Annotated in this window: 16 protein-coding genes; 8 read left to right on the forward strand and 8 right to left on the reverse strand. The window is 66.0% G+C overall.

The window, feature by feature from the left end:
* The first annotated feature begins 73 nt into the window (after nucleotides 1–73).
* The 5 genes from OKW30_RS31795 to OKW30_RS31815 all read left to right on the forward strand — a co-directional run bounded on the left by OKW30_RS31795 (nucleotide 74) and on the right by OKW30_RS31815 (nucleotide 4,796).
* Nucleotides 74–1,375, forward strand: coding sequence for an MFS transporter (locus OKW30_RS31795; RefSeq protein WP_184062229.1), 1,302 nt, complete (start codon nucleotides 74–76; stop codon nucleotides 1,373–1,375).
* Nucleotides 1,376–1,388: 13 nt separating this feature from the next.
* Nucleotides 1,389–2,117, forward strand: a complete 729-nt coding sequence (locus tag OKW30_RS31800; protein ID WP_429348575.1) for an SDR family NAD(P)-dependent oxidoreductase — start codon at nucleotides 1,389–1,391, stop codon at nucleotides 2,115–2,117.
* A 90-nt stretch (nucleotides 2,118–2,207) separates the two neighbouring features.
* Nucleotides 2,208–3,065 (forward strand): IclR family transcriptional regulator, encoded by an 858-nt coding sequence (locus tag OKW30_RS31805; protein WP_187616728.1) that lies wholly within the window; start codon nucleotides 2,208–2,210, stop codon nucleotides 3,063–3,065.
* 146 nt (nucleotides 3,066–3,211) lie between these two features.
* Entirely contained in the window at nucleotides 3,212–4,255 is a 1,044-nt protein-coding gene (locus tag OKW30_RS31810; RefSeq protein ID WP_429348576.1) for a rod shape-determining protein, read from the forward strand.
* Between the two features lie 22 nt (nucleotides 4,256–4,277).
* A complete protein-coding gene (locus OKW30_RS31815; protein WP_184062233.1) occupies nucleotides 4,278–4,796 on the forward strand; it encodes an SLATT domain-containing protein in 519 nt (172 codons plus the stop codon).
* A 55-nt stretch (nucleotides 4,797–4,851) separates the two neighbouring features.
* Here OKW30_RS31815 and OKW30_RS31820 read toward each other — a convergent pair whose 3' ends face one another.
* The gene (locus OKW30_RS31820) at nucleotides 4,852–5,547 is read right to left on the reverse strand and encodes a YceH family protein (RefSeq protein WP_184062235.1); all 696 of its coding nucleotides are present in this window, start codon (nucleotides 5,545–5,547) and stop codon (nucleotides 4,852–4,854) included.
* 195 nt (nucleotides 5,548–5,742) lie between these two features.
* Here OKW30_RS31820 and OKW30_RS31825 point away from each other — a divergent pair, with 195 nt between their 5' ends.
* The gene (locus OKW30_RS31825; protein ID WP_184062237.1) at nucleotides 5,743–5,997 is read left to right on the forward strand and encodes a BON domain-containing protein; all 255 of its coding nucleotides are present in this window, start codon (nucleotides 5,743–5,745) and stop codon (nucleotides 5,995–5,997) included.
* Nucleotides 5,998–6,012: 15 nt separating this feature from the next.
* On the opposite strand, the gene OKW30_RS31830 is transcribed toward OKW30_RS31825, so the two are convergent.
* Both OKW30_RS31830 and OKW30_RS31835 read right to left on the reverse strand, forming a co-directional pair.
* Nucleotides 6,013–7,164 (reverse strand): acetate/propionate family kinase, encoded by a 1,152-nt coding sequence (locus OKW30_RS31830; RefSeq protein WP_429348577.1) that lies wholly within the window; start codon nucleotides 7,162–7,164, stop codon nucleotides 6,013–6,015.
* A gap of 13 nt (nucleotides 7,165–7,177) precedes the next feature.
* Nucleotides 7,178–9,571 (reverse strand): phosphoketolase family protein, encoded by a 2,394-nt coding sequence (locus tag OKW30_RS31835; protein WP_184062242.1) that lies wholly within the window; start codon nucleotides 9,569–9,571, stop codon nucleotides 7,178–7,180.
* A gap of 219 nt (nucleotides 9,572–9,790) precedes the next feature.
* Between OKW30_RS31835 and OKW30_RS31840 the strand changes: the two genes are divergently transcribed.
* Nucleotides 9,791–9,919 (forward strand): hypothetical protein, encoded by a 129-nt coding sequence (locus tag OKW30_RS31840; RefSeq protein WP_260335472.1) that lies wholly within the window; start codon nucleotides 9,791–9,793, stop codon nucleotides 9,917–9,919.
* 114 nt (nucleotides 9,920–10,033) lie between these two features.
* Complete coding sequence (locus tag OKW30_RS31845; RefSeq protein WP_429348578.1) at nucleotides 10,034–10,564, forward strand: ankyrin repeat domain-containing protein; 531 nt, start codon at nucleotides 10,034–10,036, stop codon at nucleotides 10,562–10,564.
* A gap of 51 nt (nucleotides 10,565–10,615) precedes the next feature.
* Here OKW30_RS31845 and OKW30_RS31850 read toward each other — a convergent pair whose 3' ends face one another.
* The 5 genes from OKW30_RS31850 to OKW30_RS31870 form a co-directional block, all read right to left on the reverse strand.
* The gene (locus OKW30_RS31850; protein ID WP_184062245.1) at nucleotides 10,616–11,314 is read right to left on the reverse strand and encodes an HAD family hydrolase; all 699 of its coding nucleotides are present in this window, start codon (nucleotides 11,312–11,314) and stop codon (nucleotides 10,616–10,618) included.
* Between the two features lie 74 nt (nucleotides 11,315–11,388).
* Nucleotides 11,389–12,423: a phosphogluconate dehydrogenase (NAD(+)-dependent, decarboxylating) gene (gene gnd, locus OKW30_RS31855; protein ID WP_184062247.1), complete on the reverse strand. Its 1,035-nt coding sequence runs from the start codon at nucleotides 12,421–12,423 to the stop codon at nucleotides 11,389–11,391.
* A gap of 216 nt (nucleotides 12,424–12,639) precedes the next feature.
* Entirely contained in the window at nucleotides 12,640–13,983 is a 1,344-nt protein-coding gene (locus OKW30_RS31860) for a sugar efflux transporter (RefSeq protein ID WP_429348579.1), read from the reverse strand.
* Between the two features lie 304 nt (nucleotides 13,984–14,287).
* On the reverse strand, nucleotides 14,288–14,776 hold the full coding sequence (locus OKW30_RS31865) for a hypothetical protein (protein ID WP_429348580.1): 489 nt from the start codon (nucleotides 14,774–14,776) through the stop codon (nucleotides 14,288–14,290).
* A 78-nt stretch (nucleotides 14,777–14,854) separates the two neighbouring features.
* Nucleotides 14,855–15,151, reverse strand: coding sequence for a DUF2628 domain-containing protein (locus OKW30_RS31870; RefSeq protein WP_184062253.1), 297 nt, complete (start codon nucleotides 15,149–15,151; stop codon nucleotides 14,855–14,857).
* Nucleotides 15,152–15,222 lie beyond the last annotated feature (71 nt).

Below are 15,222 nucleotides of genomic sequence, written 5' to 3' on the forward strand. Positions count from 1 at the left end.
CAGGACACCGCAATACCGACAGGCACGGCAACACCATTCCCACACAGCAGGACCCATTGCGCAGGAGACAAACATGCTTCAGAAGTCGCAGCGTCTGAAACGTATCCAGGTGGTCGCCGTCGTCTTTCTGACGGTGGCGGGCATCGTCAATTATCTCGACCGCAGCACGCTGTCGATCGCGAATCATCTGGTCAGCGAGGAATTGCATCTGTCCGCTTCGCAGATGGGGCTGCTGCTGTCCGCGTTCTCGTTGTCGTATGCGTTCGCGCAGTTGCCGGTCGGCGCGCTGCTGGACCGTTTCGGATCGCGCGTGATGCTCGGCCTCGGCATGCTCGTGTGGTCGATCGCCCAGGTCGCGGGCGGCTTCATCCAGACGCTCAATCACTTCCTCACGGCGCGCGTCGTGCTCGGCATCGCCGAGGCGCCGCTGTTTCCGGCCGGCGCGAAAGTCGTCAGCGAATGGTTCGCGGTACGCGAGCGCGGCACGCCGATCGGCACCTTCATCTCGTCATCCACCATTGCGCCGATGATCGCACCGCCGCTGCTCACGGTGCTGATGCTTTCCTTCGGATGGCGAACGATGTTCGTCATCATGGGCGTGCTCGGCGTTGTCGTCGCCCTCGCGTGGTACCTCGTCTATCGCAATCGCAGCGAAATCGTGCTGACCGAAGAAGAAACCGCGCATCTGAACGAAGGCGCGACCGGCCAGGAGAATCCGCAGGGCCTCAGCTGGTCCGAATGGGGCGCGCTGTTCAAGCTGCGCAACACGTGGGGCATGATCTTCGGCTTCATGGGCGTGATCTACATGGTGTGGCTCTATCTGACGTGGCTGCCCGGCTATCTGGAGCGTGAGCGTCATCTGAGCATCGCGCACACCGGCTGGCTCGTCGCGATTCCGTATGTGTTCGGCACGATCGGCATGGCGAGCAGCGGCGTGATCGCCGACTATCTGTTGAAGCGCGGCATGGCGCCGATCCGCAGCCGCAAGTGGCCGCTGTGCGTCGGTCTCGTCGGCGCGGCCGCATTCACGGTGCCGGCCGCCTACACACCGAGCACGACGCTCGCGATCGTCTACGTGTCGCTCGCGATGCTGTTCGTGAACCTGTCGAGCGGCAGCGCATGGGCGCTCGTCAGCGTCGCCGCGCCGCGACATCTGGTGGCGTCGCTCGGCAGCATGCAGAACTTCGGCGGCTATCTGGGCGGCTCGTTCGCGCCGGTGATCACCGGCATCGTCGTCGATCGGACGCATTCGTTCGTCAACGCGCTGCTGATCAGCGCGGCCGTCGCGTTCGCGGCGGCGCTCGTCTATCTGTTCGTCGTCCAGGAAGTGGCGCCCGCGCCGCTCGCGAGCTCGATCGAGACCCAACCCACCTGAGGCGGCTTCTCCCATGACGTTCCAGAACCAGCTCCTCGAAGGCAAGACCGCGCTCGTGACCGGCGGCTTGTCCGGTATCGGCGCGGCGATCGCCAACACGCTCGCGCAGCTTGGCGCGCACACGGTGGCGGCTGGTTTGCCGCTGCCCGAAGGCACGCCCGATACGCTCAATCGCGAGATTGCACGCGTCACGCTGGATGTCCGCTCGGGCAACGCCGTCACGGCCGCGGTGAACGCGTTCGAGCGTCTCGACATCGTGGTCAACTGCGCCGGCGTGATCAGCCGCGTCGAAGAACATCGGCTCGACGTGTTCGAACGCGTGATGGATATCAACCTGAACGGCACGATGCGCGTGTGCGCCGCCGCGCGCGACTCGTTGAAGGCGTCGACGGGCTGCATCGTCAATACGGCGTCGATGCTGAGTTTTTTCGGCGGCGGTCTCGTGCCCGCTTATAGCGCGAGCAAGGGCGCGGTGGCCCAGCTAACGAAGTCGCTCGCGATCGCCTATGCCGCCGACGGCATTCGCGTCAATGCGGTTGCGCCGGGCTGGATCGCAACGCCGCTCACCCAGGCGTTGCAGGACGACGATGGACGCTCGCTGGCGATCCTGGAACGTACGCCGCTGCGTCGCTGGGGCACGCCGGAGGAAGTCGCGCAGGTCGCGGTGTTCCTGTGCTCGCCGGCGGCGTCGTTCATGACGGGCGCAATCGTGCCGGTCGACGGCGGATATCTCGTCGCGTGATCGAGTCGTTGCGTGAAGCGGCGCCGCCGTCGTTCGACGCCATCGATAAAGGCATAATTGCGTACCCCTGCTCTGCCCTGCCTCCGTGTGATGTCGAGTTCCGCTTCCAAACCCCGTTCCCACGCCGGCGCCGCCGGCCATGACGCTGTCGGGCACGCCGACGACAAAGCCGACTCCAAGGCCGTCGCCGGCGCGGCCGCGTTCTCGAAGTTCATCGCTGTGCTGCAACTGATCGCCGATGCGCCAACGCCGCCCAACGTCGCAAAGCTTAGCGCGGCGAGCGGCTATCCGCGCCCGACCGTCCATCGCATCGTCGCGGCTTTGCAGGCTGAAGGGCTGATCGTCGCGAGCGGCAGCGGCAACACCTTCGGCCTCGGACCGCGCCTGATCAACCTTGCGAGCCATAGCTGGGAGCGCTCGGACCTGCGGCTCGCGGCCGTCGATGCGTTGATGGCGTTGCGCGACTTCACATCGGAGACGATCCACCTCGCGGTGCCCAGCCAGGGCGAGATGGTCTACATCGAAAAGCTCGAAAGCCCACACGCGGTGCGCATGGCATCGCGCATCGGCACGCGCGTGTCGCTGACGTCGAGTTCGGTCGGCAAGGCGTATCTGGCGACACTCAGCGTGGCCGAGCGCGAGGCGCTGCTGAAGAACGCGCCGCTCGAGCGTTTCACCGAGCACACGCTGACCGACCTCGACGCCGTGCGCCGCGAGCTCGACGCGACCGCGCAGCGCGGCTACGCGGAAGACCGCGAGGAGAACGAAGTATCGATCTGCTGCTACGGCGCCGCGATCCGCGGCCCGGACGGCCGCGCTGCCGGCTGCGTGAGCATCAGCATGCCGACCTTCCGCCGACGCGACGATGTGCAAGCCACTTACATCGAGCCGCTGCTTGCGGCATGCCGCACGATCGCGGCGCGGCTGGGGCCGGCGAGCGGCAGATAGCGGACGATAGTGCGGCCGCGCCCGTCGATAAACTGCTATTCTTGCTGTCGCGCGGCCGCTCTGGCCGCCCGCCGCGTGCAAGCGGCAGACCCCGACAAGCTCCCGGCGGCGCTCACGCGCCCGCCTTCGCAAAGACAGGAATACGCATGTTCGGTTTTCTGCGCGGCTACTTTTCCAACGACCTGGCAATCGACCTCGGTACGTCGAACACGCTGATCTACATGCGCGGCAAGGGCATCGTTCTCGACGAGCCGTCGGTCGTGTCGATCCGCCAGGAAGGCGGGCCGAACGGCAAGAAGATCATCCTCGCCGTGGGCCGCGAAGCGAAGCAGATGCTCGGCAAGGTACCGGGCAACATCGAGGCGATCCGCCCAATGAAAGACGGCGTGATCGCCGATTTCAACATCACCCAGCAGATGATCAAGCGCTTCATCCAGATGGCGCACGAGTCGCGGCTGTTTGCGCCATCGCCGCGCATCATCATCTGCGTGCCGTGCGGTTCGACCCAGGTCGAGCGCCGCGCGATCAAGGAAGCCGCGCATAGCGCGGGCGCCTCGCAGGTCTATCTGATCGAGGAACCGATGGCCGCGGCGACGGGCGCCGGCCTGCCGGTGTCGGATGCAACCGGTTCGATGGTCGTCGATATCGGCGGCGGCACCACCGAGGTCGGCGTGATCTCGCTCGGCGGCATTGTGTACAAAGGCTCGGTGCGCGTCGGCGGCGACAAGTTCGACGACGCCATCGTCAACTACATCCGCCGCAACTACGGCATGCTGATCGGCGAGCAGACCGCCGAGGCGATCAAGAAGGAAATCGGCTCCGCGTTTCCGGGCTCCGAGGTCAAGGAGATGGAAGTCAAAGGCCGCAACATGTCCGAGGGCATTCCGCGCAGCTTCACGGTGTCGAGCAACGAGATCCTCGAAGCGCTGACCGATCCGCTGAATCAGATCGTGTCGTCGGTGAAGATCGCACTGGAACAGACGCCACCGGAACTCGGCGCGGACATCGCCGAGCGCGGCATCACGCTCGCGGGTGGCGGCGCGCTGCTGCGCGACCTCGACCGTCTGCTCGCCGAGGAAACCGGCCTGCCGGTGTTCGTTGCAGAGGCGCCGCTGACCTGCGTGGTACGCGGCTCGGGCATGGCGCTGGAGCGGATCGAGAAGTTCGGCAGCTCGTTTTCCTACGATTGATGCGCGTGCCGAACGCTGAACGATGACGACCCTGCCCGCCTACGAGCCGCCCGTCGACGAAACCGAGCTGCTGTTGAAATGGATTCGCCGCGCGCGCGAATCGCAGATGAGCCATTACGACATGGCGGATCTGCTGTCGGCGCGCGAGCGCGGCATGGGCTGGCTCGTGACCGCGCTGACCGCGTTCGTCGGCACGGCGGTGTTCGCGTCGTTGAGCGCGCCGCCGGTGTCGATCGAGATGCGGATAGTCGTTGGGCTCGTCAGCGTGGCGGCGGCGATGTCGGCCGCGTTGCAGACGTTCCTGCGCTATGCGGAGCGTGCCGAGAAGCATCGCGCGGCCGGTGCGCGCTATGGCGCGGTGCGTCGGCGGCTCGAAGCGGTGTTTGCCGGCGACGCCGATGCGCGCGAAGCGCACTACCTCACCGGGATCCGTACCGAACTCGACCGTCTCGCCGAAGACTCGCCGAACGTGCCGCCGCGGATCTTCTATCGCACGCAGCGCACGTTGCTGGCGGATAGGCCGCGTCGACGTGATGCGTGAAACAGGCGGCCGGGCGCGCCTTCGCCTTCGCCTTCGCTTTCGTTTCCGTTTCAGATCACAGATCGTCCGCGCTGATACCCAGCTCGGTCGCCATGCGCCGCACGACGGCCTGCAGACGGCTGACTTCATCGGCGAGACGCTTCTGCTCGGCCTTCAGCGCCTCGAATGCCGACAGCGGCACGCTGTCGTCCTCGGCGAGCGCGGACTGCGCGGCTTCGGTGATGCTGACCTCGCCGCACAACAGATGCATCCAGCGATTCTCACGCTCGCCCGCCATGCGCGGCAGCCGGACGACGCGAGGCGGATCGTTCGCGGCCAACTCGTCGAGAAACGCCTCGACCGACGAAATATCGGCGAAGCCATGCAGGCGCGCGCTGTTCAGGCGCAATTCGGCGGCCGTTTGCGCGCCGCGCAGCAGCAGCGTGGTCAGCAGCGCGATCGACTGTCCCGGCAGCCCGAGCACGCGGCTCATGTTGTGCTCGAAGCGCGGCACGCGGCTGCTGCTGCCCTCGAACACGAGGCTCAGGCGTTTCAGGCCGTCGACGGCGGTCAGTACCTCGGCCTCGGTCGCGCTCATCACCGGCGCGCGGCCGGTCTTCTGATTGCAGCCGAGCGTCAGCGCGTTCAGCGACAACGGATAACTGTCGGGTACCGTGTGCTGTTTTTCGACGAGCACGCCGAGAACACGTCCTTCGAGCGCGGTCAGCGCGCGCAGCGAGGGTCGGGAAGGAGCGTCGGGAGTCGAATTCATGGGATTGCGAGGTCTCGTGGAAGATGCGCGCGCCGTTCGCGGCTGGACGGCGCGTTCTGTCAGGTGGGCACTATGATAAACGTGGCGAGCCCGGCGCGGCGAGCGAATCTGCGCTGCCGGCGAAGCGCGCACGCCGGCAAAACCCGCCACATCTGCTAGTGTGAGTTGATCGACATTCTGTTTCGCGGAGACGCCATGCGGTCCACAAGCTCGAGAGCGAGCGAATCTGCCCGCCTGACCGACGCGCAGATCGCCGCCGAAGCAGCTCGCCGTCTCGCGTGGGATTCGGCCGTGCCGCCGCGCGCCGTGCGCGTGAAGGTCGCGCGGGGGCGCATCACGCTGTCGGGCGAGCTTCAGCGCGAAGCACAGCGCGCCGCGATGCTCGAAGACGTGACGCGTCTGTTCGGCGTCACCTCAGTCGCGGACCGGACCGTCGTCCGCAAGGACTGACCTCAGTCAGGCGAGTCAGCTCCCGCCCGCTTGCAGCAGTTGCCGGCAATGCCGCGCGATCTGCCTTTCCTCCTCGGTGTGCAACACCCTCACCTTGCCCGCCGGGTCGTTTTCGACGAGCCCAAGAAACGCAAGCCCATCGCATACGCGCCGCCGAACCTCGGCGCTGTGCTCGCCGATCCCGCCGGTAAACACGAGCAGATCGATGCCGCCAAGCAGTGCCGCATACCCGCCGATCGTCTTGCGCACCGCGGTCGCAAAGGCATCGAGCGCGAGCGACGCCCGCGGGTCGCCGGCCGCCGCGCGTTTTTCTAGCACTTGCATGTCGCTTTCGCCGTCCGCGTAACCGGCCAGCCCGCTGCGGCGATTGAGCAGCGCTTCCAGCGCATCGGCGTCGAGGCGTTCCGCGCGCAGCAGATACAGCAGCACGCCCGGATCGAGGTCACCGCAGCGCGTGCCCATCGGGATGCCGCCGGTCGGCGTCAGGCCCATCGACGTATCGACCGAGCGGCCGTCGAGCAGCGCGCACAGGCTCGCCCCATTGCCGAGATGCGCGAACACCGCTCGCGACGGCAACGCCGCGCCGAGCTGCATGACCAGCGATTCGTACGACAGTCCATGAAAGCCATAGCGGATCACACCAGCGTCCGCGTAACGGCCCGGTAACGCCAGTTGCGCCGCACGCGGCGGCAGCGTCGCGTGAAACGCGGTGTCGAAGCACGCATAGTGCGGCGCGTCGGCGAAGATCTGCGTGGCTTCATCGATGAGCGCGAGTGCCGGCGGGATATGTAGCGGCGCGAAGTGCAGCGCGTCGCGCAACTGACGGCGTACGTCGTCGGTGATGAGCTGGTGCGTGCGCAGATGCGGACCGCCATGCACGACGCGATGCCCCACCGCCGAGGGCCGCGCATGATGCTGTTGCACGAGCACCTGCGAGAGCGCCTGCAACGCCTCGGTCTGCGATTGGAGCAAGTGCTCCTGCTGCAACAGCACGCGGCCATCGGCCGCTCTGATCCGCAGGCGGCCGTCGTCGCGGCCGATGCCTTCGGCCGCGCCTTCGAGCAACAGTGTTTCGTCGTTGGCCGAGTGGGCGAACAGCCCGAACTTCAGCGATGACGACCCGCTGTTCAGCACGAGGATCGTCCGTTCCTGATCGTGGTCGTGCATGGCGCCTCCTCGCTCAGCCTTTCCACGTCCAGTTGCGGATTTCCTCCTTGTCGATCCCTTCCTCGTGCGCATACGCGAGATGCTCGATGATCTGCCCGCGCAGCCACTCCTTCGTATGATCGCCGACGCCGCGCAGCGACGGCACGCGATCGATCGCATCGATCGCCAGCGTGAAGCGGTCGACGCCGTTGATGATCGCGAGTTCGAGCGGCGTATTGATGTTGCCCTTCTCGTCATAGCCATGCACGTGCATGTTTCCGTGATTCTGACGGTTGTACGTGAGCTTGTGCACGAGCGCCGCATACGAGTGGAAGTTGAAGATCACCGGCTTGCTGGTCGTAAACAGCGAATCGAAATCGCGGTCGGACAGCCCATGCGGATGCGCATGCTCGGGCATCAGGCGGAACAGATCGACCACGTTGACGAAGCGGATCTTCAGCGTCGGGCAGCGCTCCTTCAGGATCTGCACGGCGGCGAGCGCTTCCATCGTCGCGATGTCGCCCGCGCACGCGATCACGACGTCCGGCTCGACGCCCTGATCGGTCGACGCCCAGTCCCAGATGCCGATGCCCTTGGTGCAATGCGTGACGGCCGCGTCCATGTCGAGGTAGTCCAGATGCGGCTGCTTGTCGGACACGATCACGTTCACGTAGTCGCGCGAGCGCAGGCAGTGATCGGCGACGCTGAGCAGACAGTTCGCGTCGGGCGGCAGATAGATGCGCACGACGTCCGGGCTCTTGTTCGTGACCACGTCGAGAAAACCGGGGTCCTGGTGCGTGAAACCGTTGTGATCCTGGCGCCACACGATCGACGTGATCAGCAGATTGAGCGACGGCACCGGCTGCCGCCAGCCGAGCTCGCGCTTGGCTTTTTCGAGCCACTTCGCGTGCTGGTTGAACATCGAGTCGATCACGTGCACGAACGCTTCGTAGGTCGCGAAGAGTCCGTGACGGCCGGTCAGCGCATAGCCTTCCAACCAGCCTTCGAGCGTGTGCTCGCTGAGCATTTCCATCACGCGGCCATCGGGCGAGAGTTCGCCGCCGTCGGCGTCGCCCGGTTCGAGCGCGGCGAGCCAGGTCTTGCCCGACGCTTCATAGACCGCGTGCAGCTTGTTGCTCGAAGTTTCGTCGGGACCGAACAGCCGGAAGTTCGACATGTTGTTGCGCATCACGTCGCGCAGGAACGTGCCGAGCACCGCGGTCGGCGACGTATATGCCGCCGCCGGTTTCTTCACGGCCACCGCGTAGTCGCGGAACGGCGGCATGTCGAGCATCTTGCACAACAGTCCGCCGTTCGCGTGCGGATTCGCGCTGATGCGGCGCGCGCCCTCGGGCGCGAGCGCGCGCAGTTCTTCGACGAGCCGGCCGTTCGCGTCGAACAGCGTTTCGGGGCCGTAGCTGCGCAGCCAATCCTCGACGATCTGCAGACTCTTGCGATTGCTCACCGCATCGGCCACCGGCACCTGATGCGAGCGCCACGAGCCTTCCACCTTGTGACCGTCGACTTCCTTCGGCCCGGTCCAGCCCTTCGGCGAGCGCAGCACGATCATCGGCCAGCGCGGGCGCGTGGTGTCGTTGTTCTGCCGCGCATGCTGCTGGATCGCGCGAATTTCGTCGATGCATTGTTCGAGCGTCGCGGCCATCTGCTGATGCATCGTGTCGGGATCGTCGCCTTCGACGAAATACGGCTTGTGCCCGTAGCCGACCATCAATGCTTCGAGTTCCTCACGCGGAATGCGCGCGAGCAGCGTCGGGTTGGCGATCTTGTAGCCGTTCAGATGCAGCACCGGCAGCACCGCGCCGTCGCGGATCGGGTTCAGGAATTTGTTCGAATGCCACGACGTGGCGAGCGGGCCGGTTTCCGCTTCGCCGTCGCCGATCATCACGGTGACGATCAGCTCGGGGTTGTCGAACGCCGCGCCGTAGCCGTGCGACAGGCTGTAGCCGAGTTCGCCCCCTTCGTGAATCGAGCCCGGCGTTTCGGGCGTGCAATGCGAACCGATGCCGCCCGGGAACGAGAATTGCCGGAAAAAGCGCCGCATACCGGCTTCGTCCTCGCTGCGGTCCGGATAAATTTCCGAGTAGTGGCCTTCCAGGTAGCAGTGCGCGAGGCTCGCGGGGGCGCCGTGACCGGGGCCGGACAGAAAGATCACGTCGAGATCGTGTTTGCGGATCAGCCGGTTCAGATGCACGAGCACGAAGCTCTGGCCGGCGTCGGAGCCCCAGTGGCCGAGCAGCCGGTTCTTGATGTGCTCGGCCTTCAGTGGTTTGCGCAGCAACGGGTTGTCGCGCAGATAGATCATGCCCACCGACAGGTAATTGCATGCGCGCCAGTAGCGATCGAGGTTGCGCAGCGTATCGGGGTCCAGAACTTGCGGTGGGGTGGGATGCGAGGTTGCTTCGGCCATGGCGTCACTCCTCGAAAGAACTGTCAGGCTGGTTGGCGGATGATGCAGCGCACTCGAAACGAAGCCGGGCGGTGCGAGTCGAATGTACTAAGCTGCTCAAACGGGGGCGAATGCTTTCTACCACTCGCAGTATGTCGCGCTGAATGTGGCATTCGTGCTGCAACTCCTTGCGCTGTCTGCTTTCTTGTCGTGATTTCCTGTCTCAGGTCAATGGCCGCCATGTCGACATCTCCCAGTGCGCTGAAAGTGCTCGTGGTCCTGGTCCTTACGCTCGTGTTCACATGCCTCGCGGTCGCCATACCGATCGGCATATTCGGGCTGCTGGTCAAGCTGTTCGACCACGTCTAGCACAGCGGCGCGGCTGCCAGCGTGCGAACGCGAGCGCCACGGAATGTGTATGCTCGCTGAAAGACCGGGCGCGGCATTGGCAACACGCCGCTCATTCATCGCAAGGAGAGTGCCTTGACCGACCACACCGACAACCCGCCCGCATCGCAACCCGATCCCGAATTGCAGGCGCTCGCGCGCGAAGTCTTCGACCTCGCGCGGCGCGGCGATGCGACGATGCTCGCGGCCGTCATCGAGAAAGGCGTGCCGCCGAATTTGCGCAACGAGCGCGGCGACAGCCTGCTGATGCTCGCGAGCTACCACGGCCACGTCGACGCGGTGCGCACGCTGCTCGACCGGGGCGCCGATGCGAACCTGCGCAACGACGCGGGCCAGACGCCGATCGCGGGCGCCGCGTTCAAGGGCTTCGGCAAGGTGATCGAAACCTTGCTTGCGCATGGCGCCGACGTCGAAGGCGCATCGCCCGATGGCCGCACCGCGCTGATGATCGCGGCGATGTTCAACCGCACCGCGATCGTCGATCTGCTGCTTGCGCACGGCGCGGACCCGCATGCGCGCGACGCGAACGGCGTCAGCGCAGCCGATGCCGCCGCACGGATGGGCGCGGCCGATACCCAGGCGCGCCTGAAAGCGCTGGGCGCGTGAGCCCGCGATGTCACCCATGAAACGGCGCCCGCACCACGCGCGCGGCGCCGCCTAGTTGCCCTTCGCGCTACGCAACAGCGTTTGCACGTCGATCTCCGCCAACTCGCCGATCCGCCCGACCGTCACGTCCGCGGGCGGATTGCTCGCAATCTCCTTCGCATCGAACGCATAGTGTCCCTGGCGCGGAAACACGGTGGTCAGCTCCGCGCCCCATGCCTTCTTCATCGCGCTCAGAATTCGCAGCTTGTCGTCGACCATCACGTAATGGCGCGCCGGATAGCATTCCATCACCTGGTCGAGCATCAACTCCTTGTGGATGTAGATCAGCACGCGCCCGTCGACTTCGTCCCACAAGCCCGAGCGCGAAATCTTGCGCGGCTGGAACACGACGTCGCCATCCGACAGGATCACCGTCGGCCCGTGCTTGCCGAGATGCCGCAGCGCGTCGAGCGCACCCGGATAGAGCCGGTTCGCAAACGGATACTCGATCAGGAACGACGACATCAACAGCAGGCGAGTGTCGCGTGGATGCTCGGTCCGGTAGCGCTGCAGCGCGCCGAGGTAGTCGGCGTAACCGAGTTCGGTGCGCAGGTTCTCGAAGATTTCCCAATAGCGCGCACTGTTCTCTTCGCCGAACTGGCCCATCATGTGCGCGCGCAGATCCTGCAGCACGTGATCGTTGTCGAGCAGCGTGTTGTCGCAATCGAACAGAAACACGACGTCGTGCGGCGTGGCGGAGGTGACTGGCATCGCGGTTCCTTGTGGCAAGTTCGGCGGGATGGTTCGGCGAATCGGCGTGATAGCGCACGCGTGGATGGCCTCGGCTACTTCAGCCCGCCGTCCGGCGCAACGGGTTTTTCCGCGTGGCCGCCGAAATCGTGCCGCATCGCCGACAGCACGCGATTCGCGAAATCGGCTTCTCCGCGTGAACTGAAGCGCGCGAACAGCGCCGCGCTGAGCACCGGCGTCGGCACACCTTCGTCGATGGCCGCCGTGACGGTCCAGCGCCCCTCGCCCGAATCCGATACGCGGCCCGCGTAGCCTTTCAGTTCGGTGTCGCCGGCGAGCGAGCCGGCGATCAGGTCGAGCAGCCACGAGCCGATCACACTGCCGCGCCGCCAGACCTCGGCGATGTCCGCGAGATTCAGATCGTACTGATACAGCTCGGGACGGCGCAGCGGCGAGGTCTCCGCATCGGCCTCGCGCGCGTGCCGGCCGGCGTCGGCGTGGCGCAGCACGTTCAGACCCTCGGCGTAGGCGGCCATCAGCCCATACTCGATGCCGTTATGAACCATCTTGACGAAATGCCCCGCGCCTTGCGGGCCGCAATGCAGAAAGCCCTGCTCAGCGGTGCTCGCGCCCGCCGCGCGGCCCGGTGTCGCGCTCTGCGTGCCCACGCCGGGCGCCAACGTCGAGAAGATCGGTTCGAGCCGTTTGACGACCTCAGCCTCGCCGCCGATCATCAGGCAGTAGCCGCGCTCGCGCCCCGCGACGCCGCCGCTCGTGCCGACGTCCACGTAATGAAGCTGGCGCGCGCCGAGTTGCTGGCCGCGGCGGATGTCGTCGTGGTAGTAGGAGTTGCCGCCGTCGATCACGACATCGCCCGGCTCGAGCAGCGGCACGAGCTTGTCGAGCGTCGCGTCGACCACGGCGGCGGGCACCATCAGCCACACGGCGCGCGGCTTGTCGAGCTTCGCGACGAGGTCTTCGAGCGAGCTCGCGCCGGCCACGCCTTCCTGCTTCAGCCTGTCGACCGCCGCCGGCTGCACGTCGTAGACGATGCACTGCTGAGCTCCCCTGGTCAGGCGCCGCACCATGTCGGCGCCCATTCGTCCCAATCCAATCATGCCTAGCTGCATGGCTCGCTCCGAAAGATGCTGCGTTGCGCTGCCCGATTTTCCGGTCGTCGTGTTGCGGCGGCGTGGCTGCCCTTAAGCATAGACGCTGTGTCGCGAGCTACGCCGCATGTATCGAAGCAAGCCGCACTTTTTTGCAGAGGCGCAGCGCGGCTCAAAGTTCCACGCAACTGGAGGCGCGCCGCATCCGCACGAAAGCGAACGCGGCGGGCTCACGTGTCATTCGCTGCGCTCGGGCACGCGCGTGCCGCGGCGGGTGGCCAGCTTCGCGTATTGCTCGGCCGCGAACCGCTTGACCGCGCGCCACATCAGCGGATAGCGATAGCCGGGCACCGCGAACAGCACCAGCGCGCACAGCCCCAGCAGTCCGCAGAACAGGAACGTGCCGCGATAGCTGAACGCCTGCACGAGCAGCCCCGACAGCACGCCCGACAGGATCGAGCCGACCCGCGCCGCATTGAAGAACAGCGCGGTCGCGCGCCCGGGCGAATGCGGCATCAGATCCTGCACGTAGGTCATGCCGAGGCACGAGGTCACGGCGACCACGAACGCGTTCAGCATCTGCATCGGGATCAGCTCGCTGACGTTGCCCGCCAGCGACATCGCGACGAAGTACACCGCATGCACGGCCGCGCACGCGGCAAGCCAGTTCGGCTTGTGCAGCGACGACGACTTCGCGCCGAGCGCGAGCATCATCGGGATCTCGGTCAGCGCGCCGAGACCGAGCATCACCGACACGTCGAGATGCGTGCCGTTGAGCCCATGCACGATGTACAGCGGCAGTACGATCATCGTCGCGTTCGCGGCGAGGCCGAGCAAGGTCAGCGCGGTCACCGAGCGCAGGATGTCGTTCGCCGACGCGACCGGCAGCGTTTCGTGCGCGTCCTCGCCGGGCTGCCTCAGCGGCGGCACCGTGATCGACGCGGACGGCTCCGACGCGGTGTCCTCGACCGTGTGATCGCCGAGATGGCTCTGCGGCTCCTGCATGCGCCAGACGATGAAGCCGCAGGTCGCGAAGCTGGCGGCCGCGAACAGGAAGAGTCCGGTGAAGCTCGTCGCGGCGAGCACCAGCGCGCCGACCGCCGGCCCGAACACCCATGCGGCCGAGAGGATCGTACGCAGCGTCGCGCTCGCGAACACGCGCTCGGCAGGGTCGGGCACCGGCAGCGCCGCGCGGCTGAACGAGAACACCATCGAAATCGCCGAACCGCCCGCGCCGATGAACACGATGCCGACCACGAGCAGCAGCCGGTAATCGCGCACCACGCACAGACACAGGTAGCCGAGCGCGGCTGCGATGAGCGCCGCCAGCAATAACGGTCGATGCCGCCCGCTCCGGTCGCTCCAGCGCCCCGCCACCGTGCTCGCGAGCACGCCGCTCGCGGCGATCAGCGTCATGAATACGCCGAGCCGGAACGGCGTCATGCCGGCGCGTTCGATGCCGAACAGAGACAGATACGGTGCGGTGAAGGACATCGCCACACCGAGCATCAGGGTGGCGGCGGCGAGCGGCTTGAAGCCAGGAATGCGAAGCAGGTCGAAAAAACGCGCAGTTTTCAACACGGGGCGGTGGGTCAGGTGGAGCGGGCCTCGATATGCAGCGAAGCGCTCGAAGGCACGTTAGGCGTCGCAGGCAGGGGGCCGGAACGACCGGGGCATTATCGGCCCGGAGCGCGGCTCGCGTAAACCCGCTAAGAGCTGTCCCAAATCCGTGAGGCGTGCGCGGATGCATCCGGCGACTCGCGCCGCGCCGTGCCGATGCGTGCCGATGCGTGCCGATGCGTGCCGATGCGTGCCGATGCGTGCCGATGCGTGCCGATGCGCGCCGATGCGTGCCGTTAGCGGCAAGCTGCCGGCACGCTCACCGCTACTTGCCCTCAGTTGCGCGCATTTGCTGCGCCTGCGCCTTGTAGTCGTAGGTCGGATAGAACTCGGTGTGATAGCCGCCCCACGCGGTCGATTCGATCGCGCGGTTCACTTCGCGCAACCGGCTCGCGGGCACGCGCAGCGTCACGACCTGCCCGATGCCCATCATCACGTACCACGACACGACTTCGATGCCTGGCGGCGGGAAGGTCTTGAAGAAGCCCTGCTCGCGCAGTTGATCGTTGATTTTCGGCAGCGGCTTCGATTCGTCGTGGCGCAGGAAGATCGTCAGCAGGAAGGTGTCGTCGGCGGGGGCGGAGGCTGCCGTGGCTGGGGTGGCCGCAATCGTGGCGGGGGGCGCCGCGTCGGCGCCGTGCGCGAGCGGCGCGATGGCCAACATGACCAACGATGCAGCCAGCGCGACCGCCCGCGCGCCGCGTGTCGAAAGCCGAGCAGCGGAAAGACCAGCGACTGCCGATGCAATAAACATGAAACGCCTCCATGACGGATTGAACTCAGCTTCGATCACATTCCTGCGCGCAGCAATCCCCGCTCCAGCGCGAACGCATCACACCACGACGTAGCCGCGCTGTTCGAGCGTCCAGCGGTGCCACCGGTTGCCATACGCGCCGCATGCGAACGCGAACACGATCGACAGCACGAAGCCGATCAGATCGGCCGTCTCGCCCCACAGACCGATGCCGAGCAGGATCACGTTGATGCCTAGCATCACGAACGCGGCGAACCACATTCTCTTCGACAGCGCCCAGATGAAGCCGAGCAGGCACGCGCCCCAGCTGAAGCCGGTCGCGACCGCGATAGCGTCTTGGTGTTGCGGATGTTGCAGATAGATTCGTGTGTTCATGTTTTGCGAGGTTCCGTGCGATGACGCGGCGCGTCGATCGGTCGAGCACGCGCGCACCGCTTTTTAACATG

The sequence above is a fragment of the Paraburkholderia sp. Clong3 genome, from assembly GCF_050436485.1.
GTDB lineage: Bacteria > Pseudomonadota > Gammaproteobacteria > Burkholderiales > Burkholderiaceae > Paraburkholderia > Paraburkholderia tuberum.

Bases quoted from the DNA above. Each gene is read 5' to 3' on its own strand.
- OKW30_RS31795 (WP_184062229.1), top strand. From the start codon at position 74: ATGCTTCAGAAGTCGCAGCGTCTGAAACGTATCCAGGTGGTCGCCGTC.
- OKW30_RS31800 (WP_429348575.1), top strand. From the start codon at position 1,389: ATGACGTTCCAGAACCAGCTCCTCGAAGGCAAGACCGCGCTCGTGACC.
- OKW30_RS31805 (WP_187616728.1), top strand. From the start codon at position 2,208: ATGTCGAGTTCCGCTTCCAAACCCCGTTCCCACGCCGGCGCCGCCGGC.
- OKW30_RS31810 (WP_429348576.1), top strand. From the start codon at position 3,212: ATGTTCGGTTTTCTGCGCGGCTACTTTTCCAACGACCTGGCAATCGAC.
- OKW30_RS31815 (WP_184062233.1), top strand. From the start codon at position 4,278: ATGACGACCCTGCCCGCCTACGAGCCGCCCGTCGACGAAACCGAGCTG.
- OKW30_RS31820 (WP_184062235.1), bottom strand. From the start codon at position 5,547: ATGAATTCGACTCCCGACGCTCCTTCCCGACCCTCGCTGCGCGCGCTG.
- OKW30_RS31825 (WP_184062237.1), top strand. From the start codon at position 5,743: ATGCGGTCCACAAGCTCGAGAGCGAGCGAATCTGCCCGCCTGACCGAC.
- OKW30_RS31830 (WP_429348577.1), bottom strand. From the start codon at position 7,164: ATGCACGACCACGATCAGGAACGGACGATCCTCGTGCTGAACAGCGGG.
- OKW30_RS31835 (WP_184062242.1), bottom strand. From the start codon at position 9,571: ATGGCCGAAGCAACCTCGCATCCCACCCCACCGCAAGTTCTGGACCCC.
- OKW30_RS31840 (WP_260335472.1), top strand. From the start codon at position 9,791: ATGTCGACATCTCCCAGTGCGCTGAAAGTGCTCGTGGTCCTGGTCCTT.
- OKW30_RS31850 (WP_184062245.1), bottom strand. From the start codon at position 11,314: ATGCCAGTCACCTCCGCCACGCCGCACGACGTCGTGTTTCTGTTCGAT.
- gnd (WP_184062247.1), bottom strand. From the start codon at position 12,423: ATGCAGCTAGGCATGATTGGATTGGGACGAATGGGCGCCGACATGGTG.
- OKW30_RS31865 (WP_429348580.1), bottom strand. From the start codon at position 14,776: ATGTTTATTGCATCGGCAGTCGCTGGTCTTTCCGCTGCTCGGCTTTCG.
- OKW30_RS31870 (WP_184062253.1), bottom strand. From the start codon at position 15,151: ATGAACACACGAATCTATCTGCAACATCCGCAACACCAAGACGCTATC.